Origin of the sequence: Amycolatopsis sp. SB7-3 (assembly GCF_041021335.1) — a bacterium.
Taxonomy (GTDB): Bacteria; Actinomycetota; Actinomycetes; order Mycobacteriales; family Pseudonocardiaceae; genus Amycolatopsis; species Amycolatopsis japonica.
Genome location: NZ_JBFPJQ010000001.1, coordinates 958,125 through 978,089, shown reverse-complemented (window position 1 = coordinate 978,089; position 19,965 = coordinate 958,125). Strand labels below are relative to the sequence as shown.

21 protein-coding genes are annotated in these 19,965 nt (G+C 69.4%); 12 read left to right on the top strand and 9 right to left on the bottom strand.

The annotated features are described in order from the left end of the window. Nucleotides 1–111: 111 nt before the first annotated feature. Both AB8M46_RS04750 and AB8M46_RS04745 read right to left on the bottom strand, forming a co-directional pair. Complete coding sequence (locus AB8M46_RS04750; protein WP_063272212.1) at nt 112–996, bottom strand: ABC transporter permease subunit; 885 nt, start codon at nt 994–996, stop codon at nt 112–114. Then, on the bottom strand, nt 996–2,159 hold the full coding sequence (locus tag AB8M46_RS04745; protein ID WP_007033854.1) for an ABC transporter ATP-binding protein: 1,164 nt from the start codon (nt 2,157–2,159) through the stop codon (nt 996–998). Before AB8M46_RS04745 ends, AB8M46_RS04750 begins: the two co-directional genes overlap by 1 nt. A 591-nt stretch (nt 2,160–2,750) precedes the next feature. Between AB8M46_RS04745 and AB8M46_RS04740 the strand changes: the two genes are divergently transcribed. The 4 genes from AB8M46_RS04740 to AB8M46_RS04725 are packed head-to-tail and all read left to right on the top strand — an operon-like array spanning nt 2,751 to nt 4,387. Then, nucleotides 2,751–3,053, top strand: a complete 303-nt coding sequence (locus AB8M46_RS04740; protein WP_394359646.1) for a YbaB/EbfC family nucleoid-associated protein — start codon at nt 2,751–2,753, stop codon at nt 3,051–3,053. Continuing rightward, the gene (locus tag AB8M46_RS04735) at nt 3,050–3,322 is read left to right on the top strand and encodes a hypothetical protein (RefSeq protein WP_394359645.1); all 273 of its coding nucleotides are present in this window, start codon (nt 3,050–3,052) and stop codon (nt 3,320–3,322) included. Before AB8M46_RS04740 ends, AB8M46_RS04735 begins: the two co-directional genes overlap by 4 nt. Then, complete coding sequence (locus tag AB8M46_RS04730) at nt 3,322–3,651, top strand: hypothetical protein (RefSeq protein WP_394359644.1); 330 nt, start codon at nt 3,322–3,324, stop codon at nt 3,649–3,651. The genes AB8M46_RS04735 and AB8M46_RS04730 overlap by 1 nt, the downstream gene beginning before the upstream one ends. Continuing rightward, complete coding sequence (locus AB8M46_RS04725; protein ID WP_378428131.1) at nt 3,644–4,387, top strand: WXG100 family type VII secretion target; 744 nt, start codon at nt 3,644–3,646, stop codon at nt 4,385–4,387. The genes AB8M46_RS04730 and AB8M46_RS04725 overlap by 8 nt, the downstream gene beginning before the upstream one ends. Before the next feature lie 36 nt (nt 4,388–4,423). Here the strand turns inward: AB8M46_RS04725 and AB8M46_RS04720 are convergent, their stop codons facing one another. Both AB8M46_RS04720 and ald read right to left on the bottom strand, forming a co-directional pair. Next, nucleotides 4,424–7,162 (bottom strand): BTAD domain-containing putative transcriptional regulator, encoded by a 2,739-nt coding sequence (locus AB8M46_RS04720; protein WP_394359643.1) that lies wholly within the window; start codon nt 7,160–7,162, stop codon nt 4,424–4,426. Nucleotides 7,163–7,286: 124 nt separating this feature from the next. After that, the gene (gene ald / locus AB8M46_RS04715; RefSeq protein ID WP_037341127.1) at nt 7,287–8,402 is read right to left on the bottom strand and encodes an alanine dehydrogenase; all 1,116 of its coding nucleotides are present in this window, start codon (nt 8,400–8,402) and stop codon (nt 7,287–7,289) included. Nucleotides 8,403–8,567: 165 nt separating this feature from the next. Here ald and AB8M46_RS04710 point away from each other — a divergent pair, with 165 nt between their 5' ends. The 3 genes from AB8M46_RS04710 (at nt 8,568) to AB8M46_RS04700 (ending at nt 10,273) form a co-directional block, all read left to right on the top strand. Beyond that, nucleotides 8,568–9,509 carry a zinc-binding dehydrogenase gene (locus AB8M46_RS04710; protein ID WP_394359642.1) on the top strand — a complete coding sequence of 314 codons (942 nt, stop codon included), beginning with the start codon at nt 8,568–8,570 and terminating at the stop codon, nt 9,507–9,509. After that, nucleotides 9,509–9,928: a pyridoxamine 5'-phosphate oxidase family protein gene (locus AB8M46_RS04705; RefSeq protein ID WP_037341131.1), complete on the top strand. Its 420-nt coding sequence runs from the start codon at nt 9,509–9,511 to the stop codon at nt 9,926–9,928. Before AB8M46_RS04710 ends, AB8M46_RS04705 begins: the two co-directional genes overlap by 1 nt. A 117-nt stretch (nt 9,929–10,045) precedes the next feature. After that, on the top strand, nt 10,046–10,273 hold the full coding sequence (locus AB8M46_RS04700; protein WP_007033850.1) for a hypothetical protein: 228 nt from the start codon (nt 10,046–10,048) through the stop codon (nt 10,271–10,273). A 121-nt stretch (nt 10,274–10,394) separates the two neighbouring features. On the opposite strand, the gene AB8M46_RS04695 is transcribed toward AB8M46_RS04700, so the two are convergent. The 3 genes from AB8M46_RS04695 to AB8M46_RS04685 are packed head-to-tail and all read right to left on the bottom strand — an operon-like array spanning nt 10,395 to nt 12,769. Further along, nucleotides 10,395–11,948, bottom strand: coding sequence for a CdaR family transcriptional regulator (locus AB8M46_RS04695; RefSeq protein ID WP_037341133.1), 1,554 nt, complete (start codon nt 11,946–11,948; stop codon nt 10,395–10,397). Between the two features lie 36 nt (nt 11,949–11,984). Next, a complete protein-coding gene (locus AB8M46_RS04690; RefSeq protein ID WP_394359641.1) occupies nt 11,985–12,422 on the bottom strand; it encodes a VOC family protein in 438 nt (145 codons plus the stop codon). Continuing rightward, nucleotides 12,419–12,769: a PadR family transcriptional regulator gene (locus AB8M46_RS04685; RefSeq protein WP_394359640.1), complete on the bottom strand. Its 351-nt coding sequence runs from the start codon at nt 12,767–12,769 to the stop codon at nt 12,419–12,421. The genes AB8M46_RS04690 and AB8M46_RS04685 overlap by 4 nt, the downstream gene beginning before the upstream one ends. 57 nt (nt 12,770–12,826) lie before the next feature. On the opposite strand from AB8M46_RS04685, the gene AB8M46_RS04680 reads away from it, so the two are divergent. The 3 genes from AB8M46_RS04680 to AB8M46_RS04670 all read left to right on the top strand — a co-directional run bounded on the left by AB8M46_RS04680 (nt 12,827) and on the right by AB8M46_RS04670 (nt 15,697). After that, on the top strand, nt 12,827–13,225 hold the full coding sequence (locus AB8M46_RS04680; protein ID WP_350592630.1) for a VOC family protein: 399 nt from the start codon (nt 12,827–12,829) through the stop codon (nt 13,223–13,225). Nucleotides 13,226–13,304: 79 nt separating this feature from the next. Continuing rightward, nucleotides 13,305–14,606, top strand: coding sequence for a bifunctional o-acetylhomoserine/o-acetylserine sulfhydrylase (locus AB8M46_RS04675; RefSeq protein ID WP_037341140.1), 1,302 nt, complete (start codon nt 13,305–13,307; stop codon nt 14,604–14,606). Beyond that, nucleotides 14,603–15,697, top strand: a complete 1,095-nt coding sequence (locus AB8M46_RS04670) for a homoserine O-acetyltransferase (protein ID WP_394359639.1) — start codon at nt 14,603–14,605, stop codon at nt 15,695–15,697. The genes AB8M46_RS04675 and AB8M46_RS04670 overlap by 4 nt, the downstream gene beginning before the upstream one ends. A gap of 399 nt (nt 15,698–16,096) precedes the next feature. Here AB8M46_RS04670 and AB8M46_RS04665 read toward each other — a convergent pair whose 3' ends face one another. Together AB8M46_RS04665 and AB8M46_RS04660 are read right to left on the bottom strand one after the other, a co-directional pair. Next, entirely contained in the window at nt 16,097–16,594 is a 498-nt protein-coding gene (locus tag AB8M46_RS04665) for a hypothetical protein (protein ID WP_016337027.1), read from the bottom strand. Between the two features lie 57 nt (nt 16,595–16,651). Next, entirely contained in the window at nt 16,652–17,242 is a 591-nt protein-coding gene (locus tag AB8M46_RS04660; RefSeq protein WP_037341145.1) for a TetR/AcrR family transcriptional regulator, read from the bottom strand. Nucleotides 17,243–17,393: 151 nt separating this feature from the next. Between AB8M46_RS04660 and AB8M46_RS04655 the strand changes: the two genes are divergently transcribed. Both AB8M46_RS04655 and AB8M46_RS04650 read left to right on the top strand, forming a co-directional pair. Beyond that, a complete protein-coding gene (locus AB8M46_RS04655; RefSeq protein ID WP_051972348.1) occupies nt 17,394–18,203 on the top strand; it encodes an SGNH/GDSL hydrolase family protein in 810 nt (269 codons plus the stop codon). A gap of 147 nt (nt 18,204–18,350) precedes the next feature. Next, entirely contained in the window at nt 18,351–19,964 is a 1,614-nt protein-coding gene (locus AB8M46_RS04650; RefSeq protein ID WP_394359638.1) for a carboxyl transferase domain-containing protein, read from the top strand. Nucleotide 19,965: the final 1 nt, after the last annotated feature.

Sequence of the window (19,965 nt, the reverse complement as noted above, 5' to 3'; positions counted from 1 at the left end):
CCGACATGATCGGCCGGTTCGCGCAGGGCCGAATGCCATGAAAGGTCCTTTCCTTGCGAAATTTGCAAGGAAAGGACCTTTCATGGCGCGTGTGCGGCGGGAGGGTGTGACCTACGTGATGTCCTTCTTCTGGTTCACGGCCCAGCCGGCGAGGAAGAAGATCATCGTCCAGCCGAAGAAGATGAGCGCCGAAGCCCACCACGAGAACGCGCCGGGCGCACCGGCCGCGTACTGCAGCGCCCACGCCGTCTCGTCCTGCAGACCGGGCACCTTCACACCGGCGGCGCCGAACGCCTCCGCGCCGATGGCGCCCACGATGCCGTTGACCGTGCCGTTCGGCAGGACGCCGCCCAGCCAGGTGATGTCCGCGGCCCCGAACATGACGAACACCAGCACGTTCTCGACCACCAGCATCCAGATGGTCAGCGTGATGATGCTGCCGACCACGCTGCGCCAGACCGCGCCGACCCCGATACCGAACAGGGTCGCCAGGATCGTCGCGAGGACACCCGCGCCCAGCACGCCCAGCCACTGGCCCGCCGTCGGCAAGCGCTGGCTGTCGACCGTGATCACGGTGCCGAGGCTCGCCGCGCCCACGATGATCACGCCGTAGATCGCACCCCAGACGATGTAGGTGATCATCTTCGCGCTCAACGCCGAAACCCGGTTCGGAGCGGTGAGGAACGTCGTCGTGATCGTCTTCTTCGTGTACTCGCCGGCGAGGGCGAAGACGCCGAAGATGATCGGGATCATCGTGCCGATGTTGATGCCGTGCCCGAGGGCGAGCAGACCGACCGGCAGCTCACCGGTCGAGATGCCGAGCGCCTCGGTCAGCTCACGGGTGTCCGAGCGGCCGAGGAAATCACTGAAGTCGTTGGTGACCATGCCCCAGAACAGGGCGAACGCGAAAGCGAAGACCACCGCGGGGATCATCAGCGCCCACCACGCCTTGAGCGTGAGCGTCTTGCGGAACTCCGCCTTGATCAGGTTGCCCATCAGCCCTGGCCTCCCCAGCCCTCGTTCTGGCCCTGCTGCTGCGCCTGCTGCTGAGGCGGCGCCTGCTGGTACTGCGGTTGCTGCGGCGGCTGACCCTGCTGCTGGAACTGCTGCGGCGGTGCGAAACCGGGCGGCGGCGTGTTCTGCGGCGCGTAGCCGGGCGGCGGCCCCTGATAGCCGGGCGGCGGGCCCTGGTAACCCGGAGGCGGACCCTGGTAGCCCGGCGGCGGGCCCTGCTGGAAACCGGGCGGCGGCGCGGCGTACTGGCCCTGCGTCAGCTGGAAGAACATGCGCTCCAGATCCGCCGTCTCCTCCTGCATGCCGTAGACGGCGATGCTCGCCTTCGCGGAGACGTCACCGATCTGCTGCACCGTCGCGCCCGAGACCGCGACCCGGCCGTCCGGCATCGGCGAAACCTGCGTGATCCCCGCCTCCTGCAACGCGGAGACGAGACCGCTCGCGTCGGCCGACTGCACCAGCACCCGGGACTGGTTGCTCTTGCGCAACTGGTCCAGCGAGCCGTTGTAGCGCGTCATGCCCTGGCTGATGATCACGACCTGGTCGATCGTCTGCTCCACCTCGTTCAGAAGGTGGCTCGAGACCAGCACCGTGCGCCCCTCACGCGCGTACGCGCGCAGGAAGTTCCGAAGCCACAGGATGCCTTCGGGGTCGAGCCCGTTCGTCGGCTCGTCCAGCACCAGCACCTGCGGATTCCCCAGCAACGCCGTCGCCAGCGCCAGCCGCTGCCGCATACCGAGCGAGAACCCGCCCGCCTTGCGGTCCGCCGCCGACGAAAGACCCACCAGCCCCAGGACCTCGTCCACCCGCTGATCCGGCATCCCGATCGCCGCCGAGTACACGCGCAGATGATTCCGCGCCGTGCGACCCGGGTGGAAACCCTCGTTCTCCAGCACCGAACCGACGACCCGCGCCGGATTCCCCAGCTGGTCGTGCGGGCGCCCGTTGATGGTCGCCGTGCCGTTCGTGGGCGTCACCAGCCCGAGCAGCATCCTCAGCGTCGTCGTCTTCCCGGCCCCGTTGGGCCCCAGGAAGCCGGTCACCGAACCGGGCTCCACCGTGAAGCTCAGATTCTGGACCGCGTTGACCGCACCGAACTGCTTGCTCAGGTTCTGCACCGCGATGCGGCCACTGCCGTCGTGCATACCGTCCCCTTTTGTTGACGAAGGCCGATCACGCGACATCCTGCCTCACGGGGTGAGTCCGTACCCGAGGAAGGGGTCAATCCGCCGAAAGCGACCTTCGTCACGTTCGACCGGGTGACGGATCCGTCCTCCAGGGCACCCGTCGCTGCGCCGAATGGCCGCTGACTACCGGATATACGACGCAGAGCGCGGAAAATCACCGACCTCGCCAGAGGTTCGTGAAGAAATAATTCGGAAGACATGGCAACCCCATGCAGCGCGACGGCGACTTATTACCTACGATGTAGGAGGCGGCCCGCTCCCAGTGACCCCCAGGCTGGTCGAGCGGGCCGCCCTCAGCCCCTTTGCCCCACTTCGGTCGACGCTGGCGCGTCTTCCCGAAGGTGGGGCTTCGTCGTATCACCCGGGGGGCCGAGCCCCCCGGACCCCCACGGTGCGGTCGGCGCCGGTTCTCGAGGGGTGGCCGACGGCGCGGAGCGGCGTGGCCTGGTGAGTTGAGCGCAGGCACGGAGCGGCGTGGCCGCGGGAAAGGTTTGGGAAAGGTCGGGGTCGGATCCTGTCGTCGAGAAGGTGACGAGGGGAGAGTGACCGGTGGAGACCGATCCGGTACGGAAGATCAGAGAGGTCGCGGAGCTGCTCGCGAAGAGCAAGGCCGCGCTCCTGCGGGCCGAGGGGGAGCTGGCGGGGCGGCGCTACACGGCGTCGGCGCGTGGGGGGCTTGTTCGGGCGGAGGTGGATCATCGGGCGCGGCTCGTCGGGATCCACATCGACCGGGCCGCGGTGGCACGCAGCCGTGGTGGAGAGCTTGGCGCGTACATCGTCGAGGTGGTCGGTCAGGCGCGTGAAGAGGCCCGCGCCGAATATCGGCGGCTGGCCCGGGCAGGCGTCCGATGAACGGCCTGCTGCGGCTTCACGACCTCGACGACGAGGAAGACGACAGGCGGCCGGTCTCCCGGCGGGACGACCATTTCGCCGGTGCGGACATCGACGCCGGTCTCGGCAGGGTCCACGTCGACGAAGCCGGTGACCTGGTCGCCGTCGACCTCGACGAGCGGGCACTGCGCACGATGAACCCGGCCGCGCTCGGCGGCCATCTCCTCGCGGCGATCGAGCGGGCCGAACAGGCCGCCAGGGCCGAGCGGATCGAACGGAGAAAACTCTGATGGCGGAGGGAACCGGCTACGAGGTCGTCCCGGAATCGCTCGCGGACATGGCGACGGAGTTCCGGACCGCGGCCGATTCGTGGACCACGCTCAAGGAGACGGTCGGCAGGCTGACGATGGGACCGGGCGACCTCGGTCTGCTCGCCACCGGCGCGGGATACATCGAGGCGTACAACGGCGCGTGCAACCTCGTCGTCGAGAAACTCGGCGAAGCGATCACGAGCTTCGAGGACACCGCATCCGCGCTCGTCACCGTCGCCAACACCTACGCCGCGCAAGACGCCGAGTACTACGAGCAGTTCGGCTACCTGGGGAGCGACGATGACTGAACCCGCGCCGTATCCGGAAGGAGACGCGGCGACCGTGCAGGACGCCGCGGATGCCGTGAGCGTCGTCTGCGGTCCCGCGGTCGGCACCGGGGTGAAGGTGGTCCTCGACGAGATCCGCAAGATCCTCGGCGACCACACGATCGCCTCGTCGCTCGCCGGCCAATGGGGTGAAGCGCAGAAGACGCCGAGCACGGTGGCCGACGGGCTGAACACGAAACTCGGTTCGCTGGACGCGTATTGGCAGGGAGGCGCGTTCGACGCGTTCAAGACCCACACCGATCGGGTCGTCCAGGAATGCGATCTGACGGCCGCGAAACTGGGGGAAGTGGGCTCCCTGCTCGCCCAAACGATCGCCTTCGTGCACGAGACGTGGGGGATGGCCATCGGGTTCATCACGAAGGCGGCCGCGGGCTGTGCCAGTCTTTTCGATCCGACTGAGGTGGTCGGCGCGATCAACGACCTGGTCTCCAGCTACGCCGATCTCATCGAGAACGCCTTCTCGACGATGGGCGAGTTCGCGGCCAACGTGAAGGCCATCGAGATCTCCGCGCTCAGCTTCCCGGCACCGGGGACGCTGCCGAGCGAAGTGAGCAACCCCGACAGATGGGTGATCGAACCGGCACCCGAACACCCGCCGGAGGACAAGAAGCTGCCTGCCGAAGCCGGGATGGGTGAATCGCAAGGCGGCGTCACCACCCCCGACGAACCGGACACGGCCGAAGCGGAACCCGCCTGACCCGGGGAGATCCCGGCCGCCTCGGCGCGTGAACCCTCACGCGCCGAGGCGGGCCCGGATCTTCTCGGCGATCGGGTCGCCGGTGGCCGTGCACAGCCCGAGCGCCTCGTGGAGATGGTCCCGGGCTTCGGTTTCGCGTCCGTCCGCCGCCGACAGGTCGGCGAGCTGGACGAGCAGCCGGGCGGAGCCCCACCGGTCGTCCAGTTCGCGCGTGATCGCGAGCGCGTGCCGGTACTCCTCACCCGCCTGCTCCCGCAGTCCCTTGTCCCGGTACAGATCGCCGAGTGTGCGCAGGGTGAACCGCAGCGACGTGCGATCGCCGCTGCTCCGCTGCAGTGCCACGGCGTCCCGCAGATGACGCAGGGAGTCGTCGAAGAGGCCCTGCTGACGGCGAAGATCGCCGAGGTTGTTCAGCGCGATGCCCTCGCCGTGGAGGTCGCGGTCCGCCTGGAACATCTCGAGCGCGGCCGTGTAACTCGCCGCCGCTTCGGCGAAACGGCCCATGCTGTCCTGCGTCACGCCGAGGTTGTTCAACGTCCACGCCTGCCCGTGCCGGTTGCCTAGCTCGTGGAACACCTCCGCCGTGGTGCGGAAGTACTCGATCGCCTTCTCGAAGCCGCCGACGTCGTCGTGGGCGATCCCCAGGCCGAGCAGCAGGTAGGCCTCGTCGACGCGTCTTCCCGACCGCCGGGCCGCGGCCACCGCGATCTCGTGGGTGACCAGCCAGTCGTCCCAGTGTTTGGTCAGGTAGAACAGCCGCATCAGCGCGGCGGCCAGCAGGCAGCAGATGTCGTCGGCGCCCTGGTCCGCCGCGGTCCGCACCACCGCCACCAGGTTCGCGCGCTCGGCGGCGAACCAGGCGAGCGCGTCGTCGCGGGTGTGGAACGGCGCTTCGGTCGGCGTCTCCTCCAAACCGGTCAGGTCGATCACGCGGGCCTTCGGGTCGACGAGTGCGCGGGCCGCGAGCACCGTGCGCAGGAACCACACGAACAGGCGTCGCGTGGCCGCCTCACGGCAGGCGGGCTCGACCTGGCCGGCGAGTTCCCGTGCGTAGGCGCGGAGTAGGTCGTGTGTCCGGTAGCGCCCGGCGAAGCCCTCCTCGACGAGGTGGGATCGGGTGAGCGCGTCGAGAGCCTTTCGCGTGGCACGCAGGTCTTCGCCGGAGAGCGCGGCGAACGCGGACGCCGTGAGGTCGTGCCCGGGATGGAGCCCCCACAGGACGAAGAGCCGCGCGGACGACGTCGGCAGATGATGGAGGGACCGGGAGAACACCGAGCGGATCGCGGTGTGGGCGTCGCCGTCGGCGTCCATCAGGTCGAGGCGCCGGTGCTCGTCCGCCAGTTCGGCGGCGAGGTCGGCGACGCTGATGTTGTCGCGGGCGCGGAAGATCTCCGCGGCGACCCGCAGGGCGAGCGGCAGCCGGACGCACTGCCGCACCACCTGGTCGATCGCGTCGGCGGCGTCGTCCGTCCGTTCGCCCGCGAGGCCGCGGAACAACTCCCGCGCGTCGGAAGACGGCAGCCGTCGCAGGACGATCCGGTTCGCGCCGTCGCGGGCCACCAGCCCGGCGAGTGAATCCCGGCTCGTCACGACGACATGGCAGGACGAACTCATCGGCAGCAGGGGCCGGACCTGCTCACAGGTCCGCGCGTTGTCGAGCACGACGAGCAGACGGCGGCGGGCGGCCAGCGCCCGGAACCGGGCCGCCCGCGCCGGGAGGTCGCGGGGGATCGCCGGTCCTTCGACACCGAGTGCCTGGAGGAACCCTTCGAGCACGTTCGCGGCCGAAGGCGGTTGCTCCGGCCCGTAACCGCGGAGGTCGACGTACAGCTGGCCGTCGGGGAAGCGGGGGCGGACGCGGTTGCCCCAGCGGACCACCGTCGCGGTCTTGCCGACGCCCGCGGTGCCCACCACGACGCACACCGGTGCCGAATCCCGGCCGGACAGGGCGAGCTGATCGTCCAATTCGGACAGTTCCGCCGTCCGGCCGACGAAGTTCCGAACCGTGCGGGGCAGTTCCGACGGCACGACCGCCGGTGCCGTCGAGCCCGCCGGCTCGATCGGTAGCCCGGCGAGGATGCGCCTTTCGGCTTCGCGAAGCTCCGGGCCCGGCTCGATCCCGAGTTCTTCGACGAACAGCCGTCGTGCCGCGCGGTAGGCGGCCAAGGCCGCCGTGCGCCGCCCCGCCCGGTACAGCGCGATCATCAGCAGTTCGTGCAGACGTTCCCGGAACGGGTGACGGCGGATCAGTTCGGTCAGCTCGTCCACCAGGGACGAAGACCCGCCATCGGCGAGTTCGGCCTGGCACAGCGTTTCGATCGCGGCCAGCCGGCGCTCGGTGAGCCGCCGCGCCCGCTCGGCCAGCTCCGGCGAGTCGAGCCCGTCGTACGGCTCACCACGCCACAGTGCGAGCGCCTCACGCGACAATTCGGCGCACCGCCGCGGATCGCTCGCGACGGCTTCGTCCACGAGCGACTCGAACCGCTGGGCGTCGAGTTCCCCCGGCAGCACCCGCAGCTGGTAGCCGCCCTCCCCGCTCGCCAGCCGATCCGGTTCGCCGAGCAGCCGCCTCAGCTTGTGGACGTGCAGGTACAGCTTCGACGCGGAATCGCCGGTTTCCCCCGGCCACAACACGTCGACGAGAGTGTTCGCCGGGACGTCGCGGTTGGCGTTCGCCAGCAGCGTCCCCAACAGGACCTTCTGCATACGTCCGGTGACGGCGACGGCACGGCCGGTGGAACGGACGCGGAGCGGCCCCAGTACCTCGAATTCCATCGAGTACCTCCCCGCGGACAGTGTGCCGCGATCGCGGGCAGCCGAGGGCCGGAAAGGCGCAAAAAGGAGCGAGGGACCTTTGCTCCCGGGCAAAGGTCCCTCGCGTGGGAATGTGGCGTGGGGGTCAGGCCAGGACGGCGGCCAGCTCCGTGGCGGGCAGGTCGTGCGCGGCCGCGACCGGGGCGTTGGTCAGCGCGCCCGCGTGCGTGTTGAGACCCTTCGCGAGCGAAGCGTCGGCCTGCAGCGCCTTCTGCCAGCCGTGGTCCGCCAGCTGGACGGCGTACGGCAGCGTCACGTTGGTCAGGCCGTAGGTCGAGGTGCGGGGCACCGCGCCCGGCATGTTCGCGACGCAGTAGAACACCGACTCGTGGACCTTGTAGGTCGGCTCGTCGTGCGTCGTCGGCCGCGAGTCGGCGAAGCAGCCGCCCTGGTCGATCGCGATGTCCACCAGCACGCTGCCCGGGCGCATCCGCGACACGAGCTCGTTCGAAACCAGCTTCGGGGCCTTCGCGCCGGGCACGAGCACCGCGCCGATGACCATGTCGGCCTCCAGCACGGACTGCTCGACCGACAGCGCGTTCGAGGTCACCGTGCGGATGCGGCCGCCGAAGTCGTTGTCGATCTGGCGGAGGCGGTCGACGTTCGTGTCGAGGATCTCGACGTCCGAGCCGAGGCCGAGGGCGACCCGCGCCGCGTTGAGGCCGGCGACACCGCCGCCGATCACGACCACGCGCGCCGGGTGGACGCCGGGGATGCCGCCGGGCAGCACGCCGCGGCCACCGCTCGGCTTCATCAGGGAGAACGCGCCCACCTGCGGCGCCAGCCGTCCGGCGACCTCGGACATCGGCGCGAGCAGCGGCAGCGCGCGGTTCGGGGTCTGCACCGTCTCGTAGGCGATCGCGGTGGTGCCCGCGGCCAGCAGCGCGTCGGTCAGCGGCCGGTCCGCGGCGATGTGCAGGTAGGTGAACAGCACCTGGTCGGCGCGCAACCGCGGGTACTCCTCGGCGATCGGCTCCTTGACCTTGAGCACGAGTTCGCCTTCGGACCAGGTCTCCTCGGCGGTGGCGAGGATCTTCGCGCCCGCGGCGACGTACTCGTCGTCGGAGATGGACGAGCCGACGCCCGCGCCGGTCTCGACGAAGACGTCGTGGCCGCGCCCGGTCAGTTCGTGCACGCCCGCCGGGGTGAGCGCCACCCGGTATTCATGCTTCTTGATCTCACGGGGGACGGCGATACGCACGGAAAGCCTCCTGGCGACGGTTCTGCGAACAAGGTGCTGCCACTCACGGTGAGCCACCCGGACGGCGGTGTCATCGTCCGCCGGAGACAGTGTTGAGAACCGATCATGGTTTTCGCGGCACAATCGCTTGACCTCCAGTCAACTGGAGCTTGCACCTTGGGTCACATGAGAGCCGTGTGGTTGAAAGAGTTCGGCGGGCCCGAAGTGCTCGTCGCGGGCGATGCCCCGGATCCGGTGTCCGCCGCGGGCCAGGTGCTGATCGAGGTGGCCTTCGCCAACATCACGTTCGTCGAGACGCAGTTCCGGGCGGGCGGGGGCGGGCCGTTCCGCGCCGAGCCGCCGTTGATCCCGGGCAACGGTGTCGGCGGCGTGATCAGCGCGGTCGGCGAAGGGGCGGACCTCGGTCTGATCGGCAAGCGCGTCGTGACCTCCACCGGCGGTTCCGGGGGCTACGCGGAACGGGTCGCGGTCGACGCCGCGGCGGTCTTCGAGGTGCCGGACGGCCTGGCCCTCGACGCCGCGGTGGCGATCCTCGCCGACGGCCGCACGGCGACCGCGCTGGTGACCGCCGCGCGGATCCGGCCGGGGGAGCGCGTGCTCGTCGAGGCGGCGGCCGGCGGGGTCGGCGGGCTGGTCGTCCAGCTCGCCAAGGCCGCCGGTGCCGAGGTCGTCGGCGCGGCGGGCGGTGCCGCGAAGACCGGGCACGTCCGGGAGCGGGGCGCCGATCTGGCGGTCGACTACCGCGAGCCGGGCTGGGCGGAGAAGGCGGGCGAGGTCGACGTCGTGTTCGACGGGGTCGGCGGTGAGATCGGGACGGCGGCGTTCGGTTTGCTGAAGCCGGGCGGCCGGATGCTGATCTACGGCCTGTCGAGTGGTTCGTGGACGGAGGTGTCCGAAGAGGACGCCGCCGCGCGCGGGGTCACGGTGATCCGTGGCCTCGGTGGGCCGGAGCAGATGCGGGCGTTCACCGAGTCCGCGCTCGCCGAAGCCGCCGCCGGACGGCTGGAACCCGTGATCGGCCAACGGTTCCCGCTCGCACGGGCGGCGGACGCGCACGCGGTCATGCAGTCGCGGGGCGCGCTCGGCAAGACGTTGCTCGAGGTCTGATGTTCGATGTCGACGAATTCCTCGCCGGTCCGCTGACCGCCAGGGTCGCCGCGGCCGGGCCGTCCGTGCGCCCTGCCTGGTACCTCTGGGAGAAGAAGGCCTTCTGGATCCTCACCGGACCGTGGGCGCGGCTGGCCGGTCTCGTCCGCGAGTCGCCGTCTATCGCGCTGACCGTCGACGTGTGCGATGTCGGCACCGGTCTGGTGCGGCAGGTGCTCGCGCGCGGCGAGGCCGAGGTGCTGCCGTTCGACGTCCCTCGTGGACAGCGGCTGCTGAGCCGGTACCTCGGTCCCGACGAGCGCAAATGGGATGCGCGTTTTCGTTCTTACCTGCACGATGATCCCGAGGTGAAAGGGACCGTCTGGGTCCGGATGGTGCCGAAGAGATTCGTCGCCGAAGACCTCGGCTATCGGGTATGACGCACGGCCGCGTTCGCTGGGGGTGGGCGCGGTCGTGCAACCTGCGAAACGGTAAATGCAGCACGATCGAGTCAAGATGTTGATCTTACTGGCCGGTAAGCTGCCATTCTGTTCCGCATGACAAATCAGGACTGGCGGCGGGAGCGGCGTGTCCGCACCGTCGACACCGAAGGCAATCCGGCCGATGTCATCGTCGGCCTTGTCGAAACCCCCGGGCACGGATACGAAGCCGCGCTTCGGGTCGACGGTGGCCCCGGTGTCCTTTTGCCGCTTTACCCCGGTGCCGATCTGCTCGCCGCGGTACGGCAGACCATTGAGGACGGATATCGCGCCAGCGCGCACTGAACCGTCGAATGTCATGAAAGGGTCTTTCAAGACGTTTTCCGTCCTGAAAGGCCCTTTCCTGACGTCCGGCCGCGGAATGTCGCGCTACAAAGTATTCGTCGTCGAGCAGTTTGTAGTGGAATCAACTCCACCGCAGGGAAACGAGTTGCGTGATCAACGCCAGCCGGACGTCGGGATCGTCGAGATCCAGCGGGACGAGGTCGAGCAGCCGTCGCATCCGGTACCGCAGGGTGTTGGGATGGATCCGGAGTTCCTTCGCGGCCGCGCGCGGGTCTCCCGGATGCCGCAGCCACTGGTAGAGCGTGTCGACGTAGCCGCTCTCGTGGGCTTCGTCGTGCGCGCGCAGCAGGCCGAGCGGGCCGAGCTCGGCGACCTTCGAGGTGCTCGCCGCCGTCGCGCCGCGATGCAGCGAGAGGGCGGTCCACGCCTCGTCGAAGACCACGACGCGGCCGGGGACGAGCTTCGCGCGAAGCAGGCTCAGCGCCTCGTCGGCCTGGAGCCGTGAGGTCGCGAGCTCGCCGATTTCGCAGGCCGAACCGGCGGCCGCCCGTGGCGTCCCGCCCTTCCGCGACGACGGCAGGGCTTCGAGGGCCGCCCGGAGTTCGTCCCAGCCGTCGCCATCCGGGACGACGGCGTAGAGGACACCGCCGAGTTCGGTGGCCACCGGCCGCCTGCCGACACCCTGCGAGATCCGTTCGAGGAGCGCGAGCCGCAAGCCCTCGTCGTCGCGGCCGTCGCCGCCGGAGACCTCGATGACGACCACGCGGTGCGGCTCCTCGGACAGGTCGAGTTCCGCGATCGCCTTGCGCGGGCTGGCCTTCCCTTCGAGGAGTGCGCGCAGGAGCTCGGCCGAGACCCGGCGCTGCGAATCGGTGTGCGCGCGGCGGCGCAGCAGATGCAGCGCGACGACGGGGGCCGCGTCGGCGAACGCGGCCGCGCGTTCGTCGGAGACCGGGCCCGCGACGACCGCCCACATCGACCCCAGTAGTTCGCCGCCCATCCGGATCGGCACGATGAGCCGCGGCAAGGTGCCGTCGCGTTGCGCGGGTACGAAGATCGTCTGCCGCCCACGGGAAAGCTCGCGGAACACCCCTCGCGACCGGAACCGCGCGAGCACGTCGTCCGGAATGCGGCGGCCCATGATCGTGGACACGCGCGCCGAGTCGGTCAGGTCCTGCCGGGCCGAGTACGCGAGCACCCGCGAGTTGGTGTCTTCGATGGTGACGGGCGCGTCGACCACCGAGGCGACCGCGTCCGCGAGCCGGAACAGGTCGCCGGAACCGGGCCCGCCGCCGTCCTCCAGCGCGTCCGACTCGTCGGCCAGCGCGTCGAGAACCGTCCTGAGCAGCCAGACGAGCTGGGCCCACGACGTCGCGGAGCGCACCTCGATCAACGCGATGTCCGCCGATTTCGCCGCCCGTTTCACCGAGGGTTTCGCCGCGAGCGGGGGTTTCAGCAGGACGGCGGCGGCGCCTTTGGCCGCGCTGAGCTTGACGAGTTCCGCCGCGTCCGGGGTCTCGGTGATCGCGACGCCGAGGACGAGGTCCCCCGCGGCGAGGGTGTGGCCGGGCTCGGCGATGACGACGTCGCCGACCGCGGGGGACTCCTCGGGGACCTGGAGGGCGTGCAGCAGCGTCGGCCCCACCCGGTCGACGACAGTGCGCACCGAAACCATGGGGTGATTGTCCAGCAGGTGGGACCGCCGCACACGTCAGACCTCGCGGGGCGTCCTCGCGTCGATGTCCTCGGGGGTGAACCGCTCGCGTTTCGTCGTCAACGCCCATCGGTGACCGTCGGGATCGACGATCCTGCCGTAGCGTTCGCCGAAGAACATCTCCTCGACCGGCGCCTCCACGCTCGCGCCCGCGAACACCGCGCGCCGCGCGAGATCGTCGGGATCCTCGGTCTCCAGTACCAGCAGCATCGGCGTGCCGCCCAGGGTCGACGGCGCGAGCGCGTCGAGCTGAGGGATCTCCTGGCTCACCAGCAGCCGCGCGTCGCCGACGGCGACCTCCACGAACAGCACGACGCCGTTCGGCAGCACGTTGCGGAACAGCTCCACCGCGCCGAACGCCTTGCCGTAGAAGGAAAGCGACGCATCGACGTCCTTGACGAACAGATGCGGCGTCAAGCCGAGCGCCCGGCTCACGCCGACTCCGCGCGCTTCAGGAGTCCCGCCTGGTCGGCGACCGCGACGAGCCTGCTCAGGAACTCCGCCTCGCGGGCGGCGACTTCGCGGCCGGCGCGGGTCAGCCGGTAGTAGCGGCGGCGGGAGTCGTGCGGCTGGTCCTCGCTCGCGTCCGGGGCTTCTTCGACCAGGCCGTCGGCGGCGAGCCTGGCGAGAGTCCGGTACAGCGTGCCCGGGCCGAGTCGGTCGGTGCCGCCGCTCACCTCGTCGACGAAACCCATGATCGCGTAGCCGTGCGCGCGACCTTTCGCGAGCGCCAGCAGGGTCTGGAACGCCGCGGGGGTGAGCTGCGGGTTGCCGTCGGCCATCCGCGAAGCATACACTCCGATCTCGATATATCCATGATGGATACAAAGGAGCCGGACGTGGCGATTCGAGGTGTGCACAAGATCGTGGTCGGCGTACGGGATCAGGAGCGCGCGAAGCGGTTCTGGTCCGAAGTCGTCGGATTCGAGGTCACCACCGACGTGCCGTACGACGACAACGGGAACCGGTGGGTCGAGGTCACTTCAGCCGATGGGGTGACGTCGCTCGTCCTGAGCACCGCACCGGAGGACCTCAAGCGCTTCGAGGTGCGGGACGAACTCCCGACGGGCAATTTCTTCTTCTACGCCGACGACATCGAAAAGACGTACGAGGAGCTTTCGGCGAAGGGCGTCGAGTTCCCGGCCAAGCCGGAGAAGCAGCCCTGGGGCTGGTGGGCGATGTTCACCGATTCGGAGGGCAACAGGTTCGCTCTCCAGGAAAGGAATCCCACCTCCTGAGAGCGGTTGGGTGCTCCGTCCGGCGGAGCTAGCTTCGGTGCCAACAGCCGAAACCCCTTGAACCGCTAGGAGAATCGCGATGAGCGCGGACGGATGGTCGTTCGAGACCAAGCAGATCCACGCGGGTGCGGCGCCGGACACCGCCACCGGCGCGCGGGCGACCCCGATCTACCAGACCACCTCGTACGTGTTCCGCGACAGCCAGCACGGCGCCGATCTGTTCAGCCTCGCCGAGCCCGGCAACATCTACACGCGGATCAACAACCCCACGCAGGACGTGCTGGAGCAGCGGCTCGCCGCGCTCGAAGGCGGGGTCGCGGCGCTGGCGTTCGCCTCCGGGACCGCGGCCACCACGGCGGCCATCCTCAACCTCGCGAACGCCGGTGACCATTTCGTCTCCAGCCCGGCGCTTTACGGCGGCACGTACAACCTCTTCCATTACACGCTGCCGAAGCTCGGTATCGAGGTCTCGTTCGTCGAAGACCAGGACGACATAGAGCAGTGGAAGGCCGCCGTCCGGCCCAACACCAAGCTGTTCTTCGCCGAGACGCTGGCCAACCCGGGCAGCAACGTCCTCGACATCCGCAAGGTCGCCGACGCCGCGCACGAGTCCGGTGTCCCGCTGGTCGTGGACAACACCGTGCCGACGCCGTACCTCGTCCGCCCGATCGAGCACGGCGCCGACATCGTGGTCCACTCGGCGACGAAGTACCTCGGCGGGCACGGCACCACGGTCGCCGGGGTGCTGGTCGACGGCGGCACCTTCGACTTCGGCAAGGACCCGGCGCGGTTCCCCGGATTCAACGAAGCCGACCCGAGCTACCACGGTCTCAAGTACTGGGAGGCGCTCGGCCCGGGCGCGTTCGCCGCCAAGGCCCGGGTCCAGATCCTGCGGGACACGGGCGCCGCGATCGCGCCGCTCAACAGTTTCCTGATCCTGCAAGGGATCGAGACACTTTCGCTGCGGCTGGAGCGGCACGTGTCCAACGCGCAGGCGCTGGCCGAATGGCTGGAGCAGCGCGACGAGGTCGAGAAGGTGTACTACGCCGGGCTGCCGTCGAGCCCGTATCACGAGGCCGCGAAGAAGTACCTGCCGAAGGGCGCCGGCGCGGTGCTGTCGTTCGATCTGCGCGGTGGCGTCGAAGCCGGGCGGGCCTTCGTGGACGGTACGGAACTGCACAGCCAGCTGGTCAACATCGGCGACGTGCGCAGCCTGATCGTGCACCCGGCCTCGACGACGCACAGCCAGCTCACGCCGGAGGAGCAGCTGTCGAGCGGTGTCACGCCGGGTCTCGTGCGGCTCGCCGTCGGCCTGGAAGGGATCGAGGACCTCAAGGCCGACCTCGAGGCCGGATTCCGGGCGGCGAAGGCCGCTCTGTGACCGGTGCTTGGCGAGAGGGAGAGCCGCCTGGGCGTCGCCGCTTCGTCAGCGGCGTCCAGGCGCTCGAAACCGGCGGGACGCTGCCCTTCACGCTCGCCTACGAGACGTGGGGGACGCTGAATCCCAGCGCCTCCAACGCGATTCTCGTCGAGCACGCGCTGACCGGGGACAGTCACGCCGTCGGCCCCGTGGAGGAGGGTCACGTCAGCCCCGGCTGGTGGGACGGCCTGGTCGGGCCGGGCAAGGCGATCGACACGGACGAATTCTTCGTCGTGGTCCCGAACGTGCTCGGCGGCTGCCAGGGCTCGACCGGTCCGTCGTCGGCGCATCCGGACGGAAAGCCTTGGGGCAGCAGGTTTCCCGTCGTGACGGTCCGGGACCAGGTGGGCGCGGAGGTTGTCCTCGCCGACGCGCTCGGCGTCGGCCGGTGGGCCGCGGTGATCGGCGGTTCCATGGGCGGGATGCGTGCGCTGGAATGGGCGGTGAGCGAACCGGAGCGGGTCGCGGCGCTGCTCGTCCTCGCGTCGACCGCGCAGGCGTCGGCCGACCAGATCGCCTGGGCCGCGCCGCAACTGCACGCCATCCGGTCCGATCCGGGCTGGCACGGTGGCGACTACCACGACGTCCCCGGTGGCGGTCCGGACGCCGGGCTCGGCATCGCGCGCCGCATCGCGCACGCGACTTACCGCAGCGAAGCCGAACTGGCGCAACGCTTCGGCCATCGCCATCAGGACGGTGAAGACCCGCTGCGCGGCGGCCGGTTCGCCGTCGAGTCCTATTTGGACCATCACGCCGGGAAGCTGTCACGCCGGTTCGACGCGGGCAGCTACGTGGTGCTCACCGAATCGATGAACACCCACGACGTCGGCCGCGGGCGGGGCGGCGTCGCGAACGCGCTCGGCCGGATCACCGCGCGTACCGTCGCGGCCGGGGTGGACAGCGACCGGCTCTACCCGCTGTACCAGTCGCGGGCCATCGCGGACGGCGTCGCCGGTGCGGACTTCGCCGTCGTCGCGTCGCCTTACGGGCACGACTCGTTCCTGATCGAGACCGAGCAGATCGGGCGGCTGGTGAAGCTCCTGCTGGGTTAGGCGCGCCAGCTGCACGGCGCGACATGCCGTTGCGAAAGCCACTTTCGCAACGTTGAAGGTTGCGAAAGTGGCTTTCGCAACGGGTTCCCGCCGGATCGCCCGCCGCTCAGTGTTCCCCAACCGGCTCCCGATTCGCTGACTTGGCATGTCGCGAAAGCCACTTTCGGGACATCAGACGTCGCGAAAGTGGCTTTCGCGACACCCGGCGGCCGCAGGGTGCCGGACTAGTCGCCGCGTAGCGACGACTTGCATGACCAGCCGGACGACTCTCGTGATCAGGCGGACGACACACGTGACCAGACGGACGACACGCGTGATCAGCCGGACGGCGCACGTGACGTCCGGCTGATCGCGGGTGTCGTCCATCCAGTCACGCGAGGCGGCCACGAGCGCGAGCGGCTAGTCCGCGACGGCGTCCGAGATCCAGGGCGCCACCGGCAGGTCCCGGTCCAGGCATTCCGCCGACAGCCGGATCGTCCACCGCAGCGCCTGCAGCACAAGACTGTCGACCTCGTCCGGCGCGGCGTTGGCGAGCGCGATCTCGACCTGTTCCTGCGCGGCCTCGCTGTTGCCGTGCACCTCGGCCAGCAGCGTGCGGACGGCCGTCCGCACCGGCGGGTCCGCCTGGTCGATCGAGACCTCTTCGCCGTCCTCGTCGAACACCTGCACCTTGACCGGCGCACTTCCCCCATCACCCAGCGTCGACACCATGGCGCTGCATTCGCCGAACAGCATCATCACGAGCTCTTTGGTCTCGTCGGAGCGGGCCTGCGGCTCGGCGGCGGTCGGCATGAGCTCGTCGAGCGCCTCGGCGTCCTCCCCGAGGCTGATCGCCACGAGCGCACGCTGCGCCTTTTCGACGAGCCTCCGCTCGTACTCGCTCCTGTCCGGCTCCACGTGCCTATCAAACACCAGAGGACGGAAAAGTGGGGATAGGCCGAAACCCGGTCGTGGTCACTTGGCGGAGTGCAGTGCACCCAGCGCGAGACGGCAGAGCATCTCGGCCAGTTCGCTGTCACCGAGATGGCGGTTGTACGGCGTCGAGTTGATCAACCCGAACACCGCGTGCGCCGCCGAACGCGCCTGGCGCTCGCCGATCCCGGGGACAGCGTCGCTGATCGCCCGCACCCAGACCTCGACGTACTGGCGTTGCAGGGCGCGGACCTGCTTGCGGTCACTGTCGGTGAGGTTGGCGAGGTTGCGTTCCTGGACGGTGATCAACGCGGGATGCGTCAGCGCGAAGTCGACGTGAAAATCCACCAGTGCTTCGAGGACCTCATCCGGCTCGTCCCGCTGGCTCGCCCTGGCCGTCCCGCCGTCGAGGAGGTAGCGGCTGATCGAGTTCAGCATCTCGCCGAGGATGGCGTCCTTGCTGCGGAAATGCCGGTACAGCGCCGGGCCGGAGATGCCGACGGCCGCGCCGATGTCGTCGATGCCGACGCCGTGGAAACCGTGGTGGGCGAAGAGCTCGGCGGCGGCGGCCATGATCTGTTCACGCCTGTTCGCCTTCTCGCCGTTCACGAGTGGGGTGGGGTTCGCCGGCATCTGGCCATATTAAGGCCGCGTGTTAGCGAGCGCTAACACGCGGCCGTACTTCCAGCCTGAGCCAAGTGGGCTACCTGGGGAAATGACCCTGTCGTGTGGGGCTACCACCTGGTAATGCTGTCTCTCGTTAACTTGTCACAAAGGAGTGACCATGTCCGTCCCTGCTCGGATCAAAGCTCTTTCCTTCACTCGTTTAGGTGCGGCCCTGGGGGTCGCTGTCCTTGCCACCCTCGGTCTCGCGGGCACCGCCCAAGCGGCGACCAACTACGTGGCGCTCGGTGACTCGTACTCGTCCGGCGTCGGTGCCGGCAGTTACGGGAACTCGGGCGATTGCATGCGCAGTGCCAACGCCTATCCCCAGCTGTGGGCCAACGCCCACGCCGGGACCACCTTCAAGTTCGTCGCGTGCTCGGGGGCGCGCACCGGCGACGTGCTCAACCAGATCGCGAACGTCACCTCCAGCACGACGCTGGTGACGGTCTCGGTCGGCGGCAACGACGCCGGTTTCGCCGACGTCATGACCACCTGCACCACCGGCAGCGACCAGACCTGCATCAACCGGGTCAACACCGCGAAGACCTACGTGAACAACACGCTTCCCGGGCTGCTGAACAACGTCTACAGCAAGATCAAGGCGAAGGCGCCCGGCGCGAAGCTGGTCGTCCTCGGGTACCCGCGCTTCTACACGGTGCCGGGTTCGTGCTCGGTCGGGCTGAGCGACACGAAGCGCACCGCGATCAACTCGGGTTCCGACGCGCTGGCGTCGGTGCTCTCGGCTCGTGCTTCGGCGAACGGTGCCAAGTTCGTCGACGTGCGGGGCGCGTTCACCGGGCACAACATCTGCTCGTCGGCCGACGACTATCTGCACAGCCTCACCTGGCCGATCGTGAACTCGTACCACCCGACGGCCACCGGCCAGCGGGGCGGCTACTACAACCCGCTGGTCTCCGCGATCGGCTGACCGTTTCGCGCGTGAAGGCCCCCTTCCCTCGGCTCAGCCGCGGGAAGGGGGCCTTCACGCGCTTCCGGGGTGCGGTGGACAAGCGACGTTAGTGGGCGTTAACCTGTGCACGCGAGTTAACGACGGCTAACTTGGCGACGAGGAGCCATGGACACACCCGTACTGAGCACTTCGGCCGATCCGGGCAGCGACGAGTACGCCCGCAGCGTCACCTCCCACGCCGAGCTGGTCGAAGACCTGCGCAAGCGGCTCGCCGCCGCCCGGCTCGGGGGCCCGGAGAAATCCCGCACCCGCCACGTCGAGCGGGGCAAACTCCTGCCACGCGACCGGGTCGACACCCTCCTCGACCCGGGTTCGCCGTTCCTGGAGCTGTCCCCGCTGGCCGCCACCGGACTGTACGACGACGAGGCGCCTTCGGCCGGGATCATCACCGGGATCGGGCGGGTCTCGGGTCGCGAATGCGTGATCGTCGCGAACGACGCGACGGTCAAGGGCGGCACGTACTACCCGATGACGGTCAAGAAGCACCTGCGCGCGCAAGAGGTCGCGCTGCACAACAACCTGCCGTGCATCTACCTGGTGGACTCCGGCGGCGCGTTCCTGCCGAGGCAGGACGAGGTCTTCCCGGATCGTGAGCATTTCGGCCGGATCTTCTACAACCAGGCCACGATGTCCGCGCGGGGCATCCCGCAGATCGCCGCGGTGCTCGGCTCCTGCACGGCGGGCGGCGCGTACGTCCCGGCGATGAGCGACGAAGCGGTCATCGTGCGGAACCAGGGCACCATCTTCCTCGGCGGCCCGCCGCTGGTGAAGGCCGCGACGGGCGAGGTCGTCACGGCCGAGGAACTCGGCGGCGGCGACGTCCACTCGCGCCAGTCCGGCGTCACCGACCACCTGGCCGAAGACGACGCCGACGCCTTGCGCATCGTTCGCTCGATCGTGTCGACCTTGGGTCCGCGTACGCCGCGCCCGTGGGACGTCCTCCCGACGGAGGCCCCGGTCGCCGACCCGAACGAGCTGTACGGCGTCGTCCCGACCGACCCGCGCGTGCCCTACGACGTCCGCGAGGTCATCGCGCGGATCGTCGACGGCAGCCGGTTCGGCGAGTTCAAGAAGGAGTACGGCTCGACGCTGGTCACCGGGTTCGCCCGGATCCACGGCCACCCCGTCGGCATCATCGCGAACAACGGCGTGCTGTTCGCCGAGTCCGCGATGAAGGGCGCGCATTTCATCGAGCTGTGCGACAAACGCTCGATCCCGCTGCTGTTCCTGCAGAACATCACCGGTTTCATGGTCGGCCGCGCCTACGAGGCGGGCGGTATCGCCAAGCACGGCGCGAAGATGGTCACCGCGGTGGCCTGCGCGCGGGTGCCGAAGCTGACCGTCGTCATTGGCGGCTCGTTCGGCGCCGGCAACTATTCGATGTGCGGCCGCGCCTACTCGCCGCGGTTCCTGTGGATGTGGCCGAACGCGCGGATCTCGGTGATGGGTGGCGAACAGGCGGCATCGGTGCTGTCCACCGTGCGCCGCGACGCCATCGAGGCACGCGGCGGCGAATGGTCCACCGAGGACGAAGAGGCCTTCAAGGACCCGATCCGCGACCAGTACGAGGCGCAGGGGAGCCCGTACTACTCGACGGCGCGGCTCTGGGACGACGGCGTGATCGACCCGGCGGACACCCGCACGGTGCTCGGCCTCGCGCTGTCCGCGGCGGCCAACGCGCCTTTGTCCGATGTCAACTACGGCGTCTTCAGGATGTGAG